Source organism: Streptomyces sp. NPDC107498 (assembly GCF_055582805.1).
Genome location: NZ_JBVJPE010000031.1, coordinates 1 through 12,877 on the forward strand (window position 1 = coordinate 1; position 12,877 = coordinate 12,877).

The following is a 12,877-nucleotide window of genomic DNA, read 5'->3' on the forward strand; positions in this document are numbered from 1 at the left end:
TCGACGAGAAGTTCGCCCAGGCGGGCGTCGCCTCCCTCGGCAAGTGACACCCGGGCCGACGCCGCCCTCGGCGAGCAACCCCCGGGGCAGGCGCCGCCGCCCTCGGTGAGCACCCCCCCCAGCTGGTGGTGACGCCCGGATCCCCCGCCGGGCGTCACCGTCTTTTTCGTTTTTGACCTTTTAAGATCGGTACGTGTCACAGCGCAGCAGGACCTCAGTCGCCGCCCTGGCCGCAGTCCTCGCGCTGCTCGCGGGCGGTTGCACCACCACCGCCGGCGTCCGGGGCACCCCCGGGGCCGCCGGACTGCGCGACCCGTACTTCCCGAAGCTCGGCAACGGCGGGTACGACGTCGGGCACTACGGCCTCACCCTCGCCTACGACCCGGCCTCCGGCCGCCTCGACGGCACCGCCGAGATCACCGCCCGCGCCACCCAGGACCTCAGCGCCTTCAACCTCGACCTCGCCGGCCTCACCGTGCGCGGCGCGACCGTCGACGGCACCCCCGCCGCGTACAACCGGGCCGGGAACGAGCTGACCCTCCGCCCCCGCGAGGAGCTCCCCGAGGGGAAGCAGTTCCGGGCCACCGTCACCTATTCGGGCGTGCCCGAGCCGCTCACGGACGCGGACGGCTCCAAGGAGGGCTGGCTGCGCACGGCCGGCGGGGCGGTCGCCGTCGGCGAACCCGCCGGCTCCATGACCTGGTTCCCCGGCAACCACCACCCCTCCGACAAGGCCTCCTACGACCTCACGCTCACCCTCCCCGCCGGAGTCGACGGCTTCTCCAACGGCGTCAGGACCGCGCGGCGGACCGAGCCGGACGGACGCGTCACCACCGTGTGGAGCACGCCCGAGCCGATGGCGAGCTACCTCGCGACGCTCGCGATCGGCCGGTACGAGACGCGGACGGCGACCGCGCTCGGCACCGTGCCGGTCCTCACCGCCGCCGAGCCCCCCGCCGCGGCGGGCAGCGCCGCGCTGCGGGCCGAGATCCCCGCGATCCTCGCCCGCCAGGTGAAGCGCTTCGGCCCGTACCCCTTCTCCGCCGCCGGGGCCGTCGTCACCGAGAACGGAAACCTCGACTACGCCCTGGAGACCCAGACCCGGCCCCTCTTCCCGACCGGCTCCTTCGACCGGCCGACCCTCGTCCACGAGCAGGCGCACCAGTGGTTCGGCAACTCGGTCACGCCGGAGACCTGGCGGGACATCTGGCTGAACGAGGGCTTCGCGACGTACGCCGAATGGCTGTACGGGGAGGAGTACGAGCACGTGCCCGCGCGGACGCGCTTCGAGCAGGCCTTCGCCCAGGACGCGAACTGGGCCTTCCCGCCGGCCGCCCCGCCCACCGCCGAGAACCTCTTCGACCCGCCCGTGTACCAGCGCGGCGCGATGGTCCTGCACAAGCTGCGCGAGGCGGTCGGCGACCGCGTCTTCGACGAGATCCTGCGCGGCTGGCCCGCCGAGCACCGCCACGCCAACGCCACCACGGACGACTTCACGGCCTACGCGGAGGGCGTCGCGGGCCGCGACCTCAAGCCCCTGTGGGACGTCTGGCTGTACGGCGACGGGAAGCCGGACAAGCCCTAGGGTGTCTTTCGGACCGGGCCCCGGACCAGGCTCTTGCGCATCACGACGCACGGGCGGCCGTGGGCGAGGTCCGGGCGGCGGGCCGTCTCCTCGTAGCCCAGCGCGGTCCAGAAGGCCAGTGCCTTCGGGTTGTTCTCCAGGACGGCGAGCCGCAGTCCGGTGCGGCCCTCGGCGCGGAAGCCGGTCTCGACGTACGCGGCGAGCCGGCGGCCGTACCCGGCACCCTGCGCGTCGGCGTGGACCATCAGCAGGCCGAGCCACGGGTCGGTTCGGAGCGGGTCGGGGTGGCGTCCGAGCGTGACCGCGACGGCGACGAGCCGACCCTCGGCGCGGGCGAGGAGCACCTCGGCCGTCGGCTGCGCGAGCTCGTCGGCGAGGGCGGCGGCGACCTGCTCGGGCCGGATGTCGTCGGGGTCGGGGAAGTCGCCGCTGAGCTGCTGGAACTCCTGGTTCGACGCGTACAGCGCGGTGAGTTCGGTGAGCAGCGGGCCGGGGAGGGCGTGCGCTTCCGCGCGCGGGAGGGGTTCGACGATCACGCGGAGAAGGGTAGGGCCCCGGCGCGCGTTCCGCCGGGGCCCAGCTGGTGCGTGCCGTCCGTCAGAGGTTGACGCCGAAGTCGCGGGCGATGCCCTCCAGGCCCGAGGCGTAGCCCTGGCCGACGGCGCGGAACTTCCACTCGGCGCCGTTGCGGTACAGCTCGCCGAAGATCATGGCCGTCTCGACGGCGGCGTCCTCGGAGAGGTCGTAGCGGGCGATCTCGGCGCCGCCGGCCTGGTTCACGATGCGGATGTACGCGTTGCGCACCTGGCCGAAGTTCTGCGAGCGGGAGACCGCGTCGTAGATGGAGACCGGGAAGACGATCTTGTCGACGTTCGGCGGGAGGGCCGCGAGGTTGACGTTGATCTGCTCGTCGTCGCCGCCGCCCTCGCCGGTGCGGTTGTCACCGGTGTGCACGATGGTCTGGTCCGGCGTCGACTTGTTGTTGAAGAAGACGAAGTGGGCGTCCGAGGCGACCCGGCCGGCGCCGTCCACGCCGATCGCGGAGGCGTCCAGGTCGAAGTCGGTGCCGGTGGTGGTGCGGACGTCCCAGCCGAGGCCCACGGTGACGGCGGTGAGGCCCGGGGCCTCCTTGGTCAGGGAGACGTTGCCGCCCTTGGACAGGCTCACAGCCATGGAAAGTCCCTTTCGTCGTTCTGTCGTCGCCTGGAGAAACGCGCTTCGGCCGCCGGCGGTTCCCGCCGTCCCCACGCACGCGTGCCGCGCGGGGCGCTCCGCGCGAAAATCAGGATGACTCGTGGCCGCCCCTCCGGGGAACATGGGGGGCATGTCCGGTCCGTATCCCGTCCGCGGCTCCGTCTCGCTGCCCGAGGCCGAGCTCCAGTGGCGTTTCTCGCGGTCGTCGGGGCCGGGCGGACAGCACGTGAACACCAGCGACTCGCAGGTGGAGCTCCGCTTCGACCTCGCGGCCACCGACGCGCTCCCCGAGGTGTGGAAGGCCCGCGCCCTGGAGCGCCTGGCCTCCCGCCTGGTCAACGGCGTCGTGACGGTCCGCGCCTCGGAGCACCGCTCCCAGTGGCGCAACCGCGAGACGGCGGCGGTCCGCCTGGCCGCGCTCCTCGCCGAGGCGACGGCCCCGCCGCCGAAGCCCCGCCGTCCGACGAAGATCCCGCGCGGGATCAACGAGCGGCGGCTGCGCGAGAAGAAGCAGCGCGCGGAGACCAAGCGCACCCGCCAGTCCCGCGACTGGAGCTGACGGGAGCCGACGGGAGCCGGAGCGCCGGACGGCGCGCCGCCGCCCGCGACCTCACCCCAGCCGGCGGTACTTCCCCTGGTAGTACGTCAGCGGGCCGCCGCCGCCCGAGGGCAGGCCGACCGTCAGGACGCGGCCCACGACCAGCGTGTGGTCGCCGGCCACGACGCGGTTCTCCGTGCGGCACTCCAGGACCGACAGGGCGCCGTCCAGGAGCGGGGCGCCGCTCTCCTCGCCGCGCGCGTACGGCAGGTCGGCGAAGAGGAGGCGGTCGCTGACCCGGTTCTTCATGGCGAAGCGTCCGGCGACGTGCCGCTGGTCCTCGGCGAGGATCGACACCGCCCAGACCGGGACGTCGGCGAGCAGGTCGTCCATGCGGGAGCCGTTGCGGAGGCTCACGAGGACCAGGGGCGGTTCGAGGGAGACGGACATGAAGGCGGTGGCCGTCATGCCGACGTCCTCGCCGCGCGGGCCGTCGTCGGGGTCGTGCGCGGTCACCAGGACCACGCCCGCCGCGAGGCGGGACATCGCCGCCCGGAACTCGTCGTTGCTCACCCCCTCAGCATGAGGGACGGCCGGATCGGACACGGGGGGTGAGGTGGGTGTCTTCTGCAGCACCCTCGCACGCTAGCCCCGGCGCCGGGCGCCCCGCATCGGGCCGGGGGACCAGCCGGTCACGGCCGCCGGACCTAGGCCCTGGCATATGCCCCGGCCGGGAGGGCCCGCCGACGTACATTGTGACTTGAGTCACAGAGGGCAGTATTTGCTGACCCTGTGTACCGGGTGCGCAGCTCGCTGTGATTCAGTGGCGGTGACAGTGCAGTACGAAGCCGATGAGAACCCTGGAGTTGCTGTCGAGGTCTCGGGGAGAGCGAGCGATGGAGACCGAGTCGGAGCCCTACGTCCGTCTCTCGACCCTGCGGCAGCTGCATCAGGTCGTGGCGGACCTCAACACTGCCCGGAGCCTGGCGGACACCCTGCAGACCGTCGCCGACGGCGTGGTCGCCGGCCTCAACTACGAGCTGGCCTGCGTCAACCTCGTCCGTCCCGACGGTGACCTCGTCGTCGCCGCCTTCGCCGGAAGCTCCGCCGCCGAGGCCCTGATCACCGGCCGCGTCGGCTCCCGCTCCTCCTGGGACCGCCGTCTGTCCATGGGCGTCTCCTGGGGCGACCTGCGGTTCATCCCGCACACCGAGGGCTGGGTCCTCATGGAGGACGACGTCCCCCAGTGGCACACCGACGGCCCCGCGCCCCGCTTCGAGGACGAGTGGCACCCGCACGACCGCCTCTACGCCCCGATGTACGCCCCCACCCTCGGCTCCGCCCGCACGGGGGGAGCCCCCTCCGGCTCCGGCCGCGAGCTCCTCGGCGTCATATCCGTCGACCGCCCGCGCAACGGCCGGCACCCCGGCCCCTGGGGCCAGGAGGCGCTCCAGATGTACGCCTCGCAGTCGGCGATCGCCATCAGCAACGCCCGCCTCCGCTCCAACATGCAGCGCGCCCTGGTCCGCCTGGAGCGCGAGCAGCAGGCCCTGCGGGCCAGCGAGGAGTCCTTCCGGCAGGCCTTCGAGTACGCCCCCTCCGGCATGGCCATCGCCGAGATGGGCGGCGACCAGCACGGCCGGCTCCTCCGCACCAACGACGCCCTGTGCCGGCTCCTCGGCCGGCCCGCCTCCGTCATGCGGCGCTACTCCTTCGCCGACCTCGTCCACCCCGAGGACATAGGGACGCTGCTCCGCACCTCCGCCGAGGGCGGCCGGGCCGAGCTGCGGCTCGGGCGCCGCGACGGCACGTACGTCTGGGTCTCCCTGCGGAACTCGGTGGTCGCCGACACCGCCGACGGTCCCCGCTTCCTCCTCACCCACGTCGAGGACATCGAGGAGCGCAAGCGGCACGAGCTCCAGCTCGCCCACCGCGCCTCGCACGACGCCCTCACCGGCCTCCCCAACAGCGCCGAGCTGCGCTCCCGGCTCTCCGCCCGGCTCTGCGAGCGGCCGTCGGCGCCGGGGAACGAGGCGGCGTACGGCGGGTACGACGCGCGGCGGGACGCCGGCGGCTACGAGTCCGCGTACGAGTCCTCCCACGACCCCTCGTACGACCCCACGTACGACTCCGGCTACGAGCCGCAGCCGTACGAGCACGAACACGAGCACGGCTTCGGCTTCGAGCCGGCGGGCGGCTCCGGGCCGTACGACCACCACGTCCACATCGTCGCGCCCACGGGGGGCGAGACCGACGACGGGACCAAGGGGCTCGCGGTCCTCTTCTGCGACCTCGACGGCTTCAAGTCGATCAACGACCGCTTCGGGCACCACACCGGCGACGCCGTCCTCATCGAGGTCGCGCGCCGGCTCACCAACGGCGTGCGGGACGGCGACACCGTCGCCCGGCTCGGCGGTGACGAGTTCGTCGTCCTCGCCGACGGCCTCGGTTCCGCCGACGCCGCCGACCTGGCCGTGCGCCTGCGCAACGCGATCATCCCGCCGATCCGGGTGGACGGGCGGGCGGTCCGTGTCGGGGCGAGTTTCGGCATCGGCTGGGCCGAGTGCGGGATGACCGTGGAAGAGGTCCTGAACTCCGCCGACCAGCGGATGTACGTGGAAAAGCGCTCCCGCGCCAAGGTCCACCGGCGGGCGGGCTGAGCCGCGCGCTGGTCCGTTCGGGGTAGGCTCGCCCGGTCGGCGACGGCTGGCGAGCATGGAGAGGATGACCCGGATGGCTGCCGGTAACGACGGCGCGAGCAAGCCCGAGGACGACGATCCGTTCGGCTACCTGTACGCGGACGGCCAGGCAGCGGGTGCCCAGCCCCCGCAGGGCGGCGGCTACGGCTACCCCGGCCCCGCCCCCGCCCAGCCGGGCGTGCCCCGCACCTCGTACAACCAGGTCAGAACGGTCGGCGAGCGCCAGTACGGCCACCACCAGCAGCAGGCGTACGTGCCGCCGCAGCAGCAGGCCCCGTACGGTCAGCCGCAGGCGCAGTACGCGGCGCCCGAGACGTACGGCGCCCAGCCGCAGACCCGCTCGATCCCGGCCCAGCGCGGTGGCGGCTCCGGCCGGGGCCCCAACACCAGGAGCCTCCTGATCGGTGCGATCGCGGTCGTGGCGGTCGTGGTGGTCGGCATCGCGGCGGCCCTGATCACGAACGCGGGCAAGAAGGACGACGAGGACGCCCGGGCCGGCGGCGGCACGCCGTCGACCGCGCCCACCCAGGTCTCCGATACGCCGAGCACCGAGCCGAGCACCGAGAAGACCCCGGAGGAGCTCCCCAAGCAGGACGCGGCGACGCTGACGCTGGGTGGCTCGGCCACGACGGAGAAGACCGTCCAGGGTGCCGAGGGCGTCGACGGCGCGTACGTGTCGGGCTTCAACGCGCCGGGCGCCTCGGTGACCTGGAAGGCGAACATGCCGACGGCGGGCAAGTACCGCCTGACCGTCCGCTACGCCATCCCGGCGGTCGACGCCAACGCCACCCTGACGGTGAACGGCAAGCCGAACTCCCTGCCGATCGGCCTGAAGAACTTCATCCACTCCACGGACACGAACCTGGAGAAGAACTGGCAGACCACCTGGGCGCCGGTCGACCTCCAGAAGGGCGACAACGAGATCAAGATCTCGTGCGAGCAGGGCAACCAGTGCAACGTGCTGCTCGACTGGCTGGAAGTCACCCCGGGCGGCGCCTGAGCCCTACGCGGTCTCCTCGACGACCTTCACCCGCGTCAGCAGTTCCTCGTACGCCGGTGCGTCGAACTCTCCGGCCACCGGGGAGAGGACCGTCGCCGCCGAGAGGGCGACCGCGCGGGTGAGGCGGTCGGGCCAGGGGGCGGCGTCGACCAGGCCCGAGAGGAGACCGGCGACGGCGGAGTCGCCCGCGCCCGTGGGGTTGCCCCGCACGGTGGCGGGCGGGGTCGCGCGCCAGACGCCCTCGGGAGTGGCGGCGAGCAGGCCCTCGGGGCCGAGCGAGGAGACCACCGCGCGGGCGCCCCGGCGGCGGGCGTCGCGGGTGGCCCGGTGGGGTTCGCGGGCGCCGGTCAGCTGGGCGAGCTCCTCGGCGTTCGGCTTGACCAGGTCGGGGCGGGCGGCGATGCCGCGCCGCAGGGGTTCGCCGCTGGTGTCCAGGAGGACGGGGACGCCGGCCGTCCTGGCGAGGCGGACGAGTTCCGCGTACGCGCCGACGTGGACGCCCGGCGGGAGGCTGCCGCAGAGGGCGACCGCGCGGGCTCCGTCGAGGAGCGCCGTGAAGCGGGCGCGGAAGGCGGTCCATTCCGCGGCGGTGACGGTCGGGCCCGGTTCGTTGAGCTGGGTGGTGTTCCCGCTCGCGGTGTCGACGACCGCGACCGTGCGGCGGGTGGGGCCGGCGGTCTCGACGAGCTCGTCCCGTACGGGCGTCGGCGCGAGCCGGTCCCGCAGCGTCGCGCCCGTGGCGCCGCCCGCGAAGCCGGTGGCGACCGTCTCGTACCCCAGGGCGGCGAGGACGCGGGCGACGTTGAGTCCCTTGCCGCCGGGCCGCTCGATGACCTGGGTGACCCGGTGGGAGGCGTGCGGGGTGAGGGCGGGGACCCGGTAGGTGAGGTCCAGCGCCGTGTTGAGGGTGACCGTGAGGATCACGACCTGACCGCCCCCCGTACTCCGTGTGAAGTCCTGCGGAACGTGCGTTCCGACGGGCACCGATCATGCCAAAGGAAAGGCGGTTGGCCCAGACCCGCGGCCGACCGCCTTCGCGCGTGACACCTGATCAGGCGGCTGTGCCCGCCGTCGGGTCGACGATCCACTCGCCCTTGCGCATGACGCCCCTGAGCTCGAACCCGGCGTCGAGGACGACGACGTCGGCGTCCTTGCCGGGCTCCAGGGAGCCGACGCGGTCGTACACGCCCAGCAGCCGGGCCGGGTTGGCGGAGACGGCCCGGACGATCGACTCGACCGGCAGGGCGTCGACGGTCGCCGCGCGCTTGAAGGCACGGTCCAGGGTGAGGGTGGAGCCGGCGATGGAGCCGCCCTCGACGAGGCGGGCGACGCTGTCCTTCACGTCGACGGCCAGCGGGCCGAGCATGTAGCGGCCGTCGCCGAAGCCGGCCGCGTCCATGGCGTCGGTGATGAAGGCGACGCGTTCGGGTCCCGCGTGGTGGAAGGCGAGCTCCAGGGCGGCGGGGTGGAGGTGGGTGCCGTCGTTGATGAGCTCGACGGTGATCCGCTCGTCCTCCAGGAGGGCGGCGATCGGGCCGGGGGCGCGGTGCCCGAGGGCCGGCATCGCGTTGTAGAGGTGGGTGGCGACGGTGGCGCCCGCGTCGATGGCCGCGCGCGTCTGCTCGTACGTGGCGTCGGTGTGGCCGATGGCGGCGATCACGCCGTGCTCGGCGAGGAGGCGCACGGAGTCGAGGCCGCCGGGCAGCTCGGTGGCGAGGGTGACCATCCTGGCCTGGCCGCGGGCGGCGTCGATCAGCTTGCGGACCTCGGCCGGGTCGGGGTCGCGGAGCAGCGTCTCGTCGTGGGCGCCCTTGCGGCAGGGGGAGATGAAGGGGCCCTCGAAGTGGATGCCGGCGAGGTCGCCCTGTTCGGCGAGCTCGGAGAGCAGCCCGGCGCGCCGGGCGAGGAAGTCCGTCTCGCCGGTGACGAAGGAGGCGACGACGGTGGTGGTGCCGTGCAGCCGGTGGGTGTGGACGCCCTTGAGGACCTCGTCGACGGTGCCGGAGGTGAAGGAGGCGCCGCCGCCGCCGTGGTTGTGCATGTCGACGAAGCCGGGGACGAGCCAGTGGCCGGTCAGGTCGACGGTCGGGGCGCCCTCGGGTGCGGAGCCCGCGATGCGGCCGCCGTCGACGATCACGCGTCCGTTCTCGACCGTTCCGGTGGGCAGCACGACGTGTGCGCCGGCGAGAACCTTGTGATCGGCCATCAGGCGGAAACCTCCGAGTCGAGGGAGAGAAGGTCCCAGGCGAGGAGGCCCGCGCCCAGGCATCCGGCGGTGTCCCCGAGGGCCGCCGGGACGATGGCGGGCAGCTTCTGGAACGTGACGCGTTCCTCCACGGCGGCCCGGAGGGGTGTGAACAAGGTTTCCCCGGCCTCGGCGAGACCGCCACCGATGATGAGCGTGCGGGGGTCCAGCAGGGTGAGGGCGGTGACGAGTCCGTCGGCGAGGGCGCCGACGGCGTCCTGCCAGACCCGTACGGCCGTGGGGTCGCCGGATTCGACGGCCTTCGCGCAGTCGGCGGCGTCGGCGTCGGGGTCGCCGCTCGCCTCGGCCCAGGCGAGGGAGACGGCGGAGGCGGAGGCGTAGCGCTCCAGGCAGCCGCGCTGGCCGCAGCCGCAGTCGGTGCCGCCGGGGCGGACGACGATGTGGCCGATCTCGCCGGCGTAGCCGTGGGCGCCGGCCTCGATGCGGTCGCCGATGCCGATGGCTCCGGCGATGCCGGTGCCGAGGGGCACGAAGAGGAAGCGGTCGGCGCCGTTGCCCGCGCCGATGCGGCCTTCGGCGAGGCCGCCGGTGCGGACGTCGTGGCCGAGGGCGACGGGGACGCCGTCGAGCCGGCGGCTGAGGAGTTCGCGCATGGGAACGTCGCGCCAGCCGAGGTTGGCGGCGTAGACGGCGATGCCGTGCTCGGCGTCGACGATGCCGGGGACGGCGACTCCGGCGGCCGCGGCGGGCTCTCCGTACCGCTCCTGGCCGAGGGCGCGGAGCTCTTCGGCGAAGCCGAGGATGGTCTCCACCACGGCCTCGGGGCCGCGCTCGCGGCCGGTGGCGCGGCGGGCCTCGTGCAGCAGGGCGCCGTCGGCGCCGACGAGAGCGGCCTTCATGCCGGTGCCGCCCACATCCAGGGCGATGACGTGTCTCACGGAGGACAGTGTGTCGCTAGAGGGCCCAAAAGGTCTAGTCCACTTACGAGGATTGTTGCGTACGGATACAAATTCGAAGGCCGTCATGCGGTCATGGTCCCGCCGCAGTTGCGGAAGTGATACCCGAGTGGACTAGACCTCGCGCCCGCCCACGGGAGAGACTTGCGGCCCGAAGACGAGCAAACATGCAGCTCAACGACGAGCAAAAGGTGGATGAAGCCGTGGAGCGGCGACGATTCCTTGGACTGACCGCGGCCGCCGCCGCCCTCGGACTGACCACGACGGTCGCCGGCTGCGGCGTCCTGGGCGGCGACTCCGGCGACGTGACCCTGAGACTGGTCGCCGCCGACTACGACCTGACCGGCGGCGACACCACCGAGAAGTACTGGACCGACCTCGTCGCCGCCTTCGAGGCGAAGAACCCCGGCGTCAAGGTCGAGGTCCAGATCGAGTCCTGGGACGACGTCGACCGCAAGGTCGCCGAGATGGTCGAGGCCGGCAAGGCCCCCGACATCGCGCAGATCGGCGCCTACGCCGACTACGCGGCCGCCGGACAGCTCTACGCCGCCGACGAACTCCTCTCCATACCCGTCCAGGCCAACTTCCTCGGCCCCCTCGTCTCGGCCGGGGAGTACAAGCGCACCCAGTACGGCATGCCGTTCGTCGCCTCCACCCGGCCGCTCTTCTACAACAAGGACCTCTTCCAGGCGGCCGGGGCCAAGCCCCCCACCACCTGGGACGAACTCGTCGAGGCCGCCGAGAAGCTCAAGGCCGGGGGCGTCGCCACCCCCTTCGCCCTGCCCCTCGGCCCCGAGGAGGCCCAGGCCGAGGCCCTCATGTGGCTGCTCAGCGGAGGCGGCGGCTGGACCGACGCCGCCGACCGCTACGCCGTCGACTCCGACGCCAACGTCCGCACCTTCGACTGGCTCCGCAAGAACCTCGTCGGCAAGGACCTCACCGGACCCGTCGCCCCCGGAAAGCTCAACCGCAAGGCCGCCTTCGCCGCCTTCGCGAAGGGCGAGGTCGGCATGCTCAACGGCCACCCCTCGCTCCTCAAGGAGGCGGCCAAGAAGGGCGTCCGGGTCGGACAGGTCCCCCTCCCCGGCGTCGACGGCCCGCCCAAGACCTCCATGGGCGTCGCCGACTGGATCATGGGCTTCCGGCAGAACGGCCACCGCAAGGAGATCGGCGACTTCCTGAACTTCGCCTTCAGCGACGAGAACGTCCTGAAGTTCGCCGGCGACAACGACCTGCTGCCGGTCACCGTCACCGCCTCCACCCGCATGGAGACCGACCCCGCCCACGCCAACCTGCGCGTCTTCCTCGAGGTCCTCCCCGACGCGCAGCTCCCGCCGGTCGGCAAGACCTCCTGGGCCAAGGTCAGCGAGGACGTCAAGCAGAACATCGGCCGGGCCGTCGCCCCCGGCGGCCGCCCCGCCGACGTCCTCGGCCGGATCGGCCGGGCGGCGACGGCGGCGGAGGCAGCCGAGTAATAGGTTGTTCGTATGACCGAAGAGACGGCGGACGGCGGGGGCGGGCTCGGGGAGCGCGAGCGGGCGCTCCTCGCCGTCGAGCGCCGCTCCTGGCCCGGGCCCGGGGCCAAGGAGCGGGCCGTCCGCGAGCGGCTCGGGCTCTCCCCGACCCGCTACTACCAGCTGCTCAACGCGCTCCTCGACGACCCGCGCGCCCTGGCCCACGACCCGGTGACCGTCAACCGGCTGCGTCGGGTCAGGGAGGAGAAGCAGCGGCGCAGGGAAGGGTGACCCCGGCCACGCTGACGTGACCCCCGTACCTGGGTAGGGTCGGAGCATGGTCAACAGCCTTCAGCACCCGACCACACCGTCCGGCCGAGACGGTCTGGCCGCGTTCCTCGCGCGGCCCGAGAAGGCCGTCGTCGCCCTCGACTTCGACGGCACGCTCGCCGACATCGTCCCCGACCCCGAGCAGGCCCGCGCCCACCCCGGTGCCGCGGCCGCCCTCGCCGCCCTCGCCCCCCGGGTCGCCTCGGTCGCCGTCGTGACCGGCCGCCCCGCCGGGGTCGCCGTCCGCTACGGCGGCTTCGCCGGCGTCCCCGGCCTGGAGCGCCTCGTCGTCCTCGGCCACTACGGCGCCGAACGCTGGGACGCCGTCACCGGCACCGTCCGGGCCGCCGCCCCGCACCCCGGCGTGGCCTCCGTCCGCGCCGAGCTCCCCGGATTCCTGGACCGGGCCGGGGCCTGGCCGGGCGTCTGGATCGAGGAGAAGGGCCGCGCGGTCGCGGTCCACACCCGCCGCGCCCAGGACCCGGAGGGCGCCTTCGAGGCCCTCAAGGGTCCGCTGGGCGAGCTGGCCGTCGCCCACGGCCTGGTCCTGGAGCCCGGCCGCATGGTCCTGGAGCTGCGGCCGCCGGGCATGGACAAGGGCGTGGCACTCGCGAAGTACGTACGGGAGGTGGGCGCCGGGTCCGTGCTCTACGCGGGCGACGACCTGGGCGACCTGCCGGCCTTCGCGGCGGTCGAGAAGCTCCGCTCCGACGGGACCCCGGGCGTCCTGGTGTGCAGTGGCTCCACCGAGGTCCCGGAGCTGGCCGACCGGGCGGACCTCGCCGTCCGGGGCCCGGCGGGCGTGGTCGAGTTCCTGACGGAGCTGGCGGAGGCGGTACGGAAGGGCTGAGTCCTCCTCCGTGATGCCGCGAGGGGGATACGGGGGGGGAGGTCCCGTGACGCGCGCGCCGTGAC

General features: G+C 73.5%; 13 protein-coding genes. 7 read left to right on the forward strand and 6 right to left on the reverse strand.

Annotated elements, in window-relative coordinates:
• The first annotated feature begins 193 nt into the window (after nucleotides 1-193).
• Nucleotides 194-1,585, forward strand: a complete 1,392-nt coding sequence (locus ACZ66Z_RS33580) for a M1 family metallopeptidase (RefSeq protein WP_469939492.1) — start codon at nucleotides 194-196, stop codon at nucleotides 1,583-1,585.
• On the opposite strand, the gene ACZ66Z_RS33585 is transcribed toward ACZ66Z_RS33580, so the two are convergent.
• Nucleotides 1,582-2,121 carry a GNAT family N-acetyltransferase gene (locus ACZ66Z_RS33585; RefSeq protein ID WP_469939494.1) on the reverse strand — a complete coding sequence of 180 codons (540 nt, stop codon included), beginning with the start codon at nucleotides 2,119-2,121 and terminating at the stop codon, nucleotides 1,582-1,584. The two genes, ACZ66Z_RS33580 and ACZ66Z_RS33585, sit on opposite strands and share 4 nt — an antisense overlap.
• Nucleotides 2,122-2,182: 61 nt before the next feature.
• The gene (locus ACZ66Z_RS33590) at nucleotides 2,183-2,758 is read right to left on the reverse strand and encodes a TerD family protein (protein WP_469939496.1); all 576 of its coding nucleotides are present in this window, start codon (nucleotides 2,756-2,758) and stop codon (nucleotides 2,183-2,185) included.
• 142 nt (nucleotides 2,759-2,900) lie between these two features.
• Here ACZ66Z_RS33590 and arfB point away from each other — a divergent pair, with 142 nt between their 5' ends.
• Nucleotides 2,901-3,338, forward strand: coding sequence for an alternative ribosome rescue aminoacyl-tRNA hydrolase ArfB (gene arfB / locus ACZ66Z_RS33595; protein WP_469939563.1), 438 nt, complete (start codon nucleotides 2,901-2,903; stop codon nucleotides 3,336-3,338).
• 51 nt (nucleotides 3,339-3,389) lie between these two features.
• Here arfB and ACZ66Z_RS33600 read toward each other — a convergent pair whose 3' ends face one another.
• Entirely contained in the window at nucleotides 3,390-3,953 is a 564-nt protein-coding gene (locus ACZ66Z_RS33600) for a flavin reductase family protein (protein ID WP_469939497.1), read from the reverse strand.
• Nucleotides 3,954-4,213: 260 nt separating this feature from the next.
• Here ACZ66Z_RS33600 and cdgB point away from each other — a divergent pair, with 260 nt between their 5' ends.
• Complete coding sequence (cdgB, locus tag ACZ66Z_RS33605) at nucleotides 4,214-5,977, forward strand: diguanylate cyclase CdgB (protein WP_469939499.1); 1,764 nt, start codon at nucleotides 4,214-4,216, stop codon at nucleotides 5,975-5,977.
• A 73-nt stretch (nucleotides 5,978-6,050) separates the two neighbouring features.
• Nucleotides 6,051-7,016 (forward strand): CBM35 domain-containing protein, encoded by a 966-nt coding sequence (locus ACZ66Z_RS33610; protein ID WP_469939501.1) that lies wholly within the window; start codon nucleotides 6,051-6,053, stop codon nucleotides 7,014-7,016.
• A gap of 3 nt (nucleotides 7,017-7,019) precedes the next feature.
• Here the strand turns inward: ACZ66Z_RS33610 and ACZ66Z_RS33615 are convergent, their stop codons facing one another.
• The 3 genes from ACZ66Z_RS33615 to ACZ66Z_RS33625 all read right to left on the reverse strand — a co-directional run bounded on the left by ACZ66Z_RS33615 (nucleotide 7,020) and on the right by ACZ66Z_RS33625 (nucleotide 10,160).
• On the reverse strand, nucleotides 7,020-7,940 hold the full coding sequence (locus tag ACZ66Z_RS33615; RefSeq protein ID WP_469939502.1) for a 1-phosphofructokinase family hexose kinase: 921 nt from the start codon (nucleotides 7,938-7,940) through the stop codon (nucleotides 7,020-7,022).
• A gap of 127 nt (nucleotides 7,941-8,067) precedes the next feature.
• Nucleotides 8,068-9,222 carry an N-acetylglucosamine-6-phosphate deacetylase gene (gene nagA, locus ACZ66Z_RS33620; protein ID WP_469939503.1) on the reverse strand — a complete coding sequence of 385 codons (1,155 nt, stop codon included), beginning with the start codon at nucleotides 9,220-9,222 and terminating at the stop codon, nucleotides 8,068-8,070.
• Nucleotides 9,222-10,160 (reverse strand): ROK family protein, encoded by a 939-nt coding sequence (locus ACZ66Z_RS33625; protein ID WP_469939505.1) that lies wholly within the window; start codon nucleotides 10,158-10,160, stop codon nucleotides 9,222-9,224. Before ACZ66Z_RS33625 ends, nagA begins: the two co-directional genes overlap by 1 nt.
• A 185-nt stretch (nucleotides 10,161-10,345) precedes the next feature.
• Here ACZ66Z_RS33625 and ACZ66Z_RS33630 point away from each other — a divergent pair, with 185 nt between their 5' ends.
• Genes ACZ66Z_RS33630 through otsB form a run of 3 tightly spaced genes read left to right on the forward strand, consistent with a single transcriptional unit; the run spans nucleotide 10,346 to nucleotide 12,812 of the window.
• Nucleotides 10,346-11,653 (forward strand): extracellular solute-binding protein, encoded by a 1,308-nt coding sequence (locus tag ACZ66Z_RS33630; RefSeq protein WP_469939507.1) that lies wholly within the window; start codon nucleotides 10,346-10,348, stop codon nucleotides 11,651-11,653.
• A gap of 12 nt (nucleotides 11,654-11,665) precedes the next feature.
• Nucleotides 11,666-11,923: a DUF3263 domain-containing protein gene (locus ACZ66Z_RS33635; protein WP_469939508.1), complete on the forward strand. Its 258-nt coding sequence runs from the start codon at nucleotides 11,666-11,668 to the stop codon at nucleotides 11,921-11,923.
• A gap of 46 nt (nucleotides 11,924-11,969) precedes the next feature.
• Nucleotides 11,970-12,812: a trehalose-phosphatase gene (gene otsB, locus ACZ66Z_RS33640; protein ID WP_469939510.1), complete on the forward strand. Its 843-nt coding sequence runs from the start codon at nucleotides 11,970-11,972 to the stop codon at nucleotides 12,810-12,812.
• Nucleotides 12,813-12,877: the final 65 nt, after the last annotated feature.

What these genes read in the sequence shown, in the direction of transcription:
- ACZ66Z_RS33590 (WP_469939496.1), bottom strand. Translation starts at nt 2,758, where the DNA reads ATGGCTGTGAGCCTGTCCAAGGGCGGCAACGTCTCCCTGACCAAGGAG.
- arfB (WP_469939563.1), top strand. Translation starts at nt 2,901, where the DNA reads ATGGGGGGCATGTCCGGTCCGTATCCCGTCCGCGGCTCCGTCTCGCTG.
- cdgB (WP_469939499.1), top strand. Translation starts at nt 4,214, where the DNA reads ATGGAGACCGAGTCGGAGCCCTACGTCCGTCTCTCGACCCTGCGGCAG.
- ACZ66Z_RS33610 (WP_469939501.1), top strand. Translation starts at nt 6,051, where the DNA reads ATGGCTGCCGGTAACGACGGCGCGAGCAAGCCCGAGGACGACGATCCG.
- nagA (WP_469939503.1), bottom strand. Translation starts at nt 9,222, where the DNA reads ATGGCCGATCACAAGGTTCTCGCCGGCGCACACGTCGTGCTGCCCACC.
- ACZ66Z_RS33630 (WP_469939507.1), top strand. Translation starts at nt 10,346, where the DNA reads ATGCAGCTCAACGACGAGCAAAAGGTGGATGAAGCCGTGGAGCGGCGA.
- ACZ66Z_RS33635 (WP_469939508.1), top strand. Translation starts at nt 11,666, where the DNA reads ATGACCGAAGAGACGGCGGACGGCGGGGGCGGGCTCGGGGAGCGCGAG.
- otsB (WP_469939510.1), top strand. Translation starts at nt 11,970, where the DNA reads ATGGTCAACAGCCTTCAGCACCCGACCACACCGTCCGGCCGAGACGGT.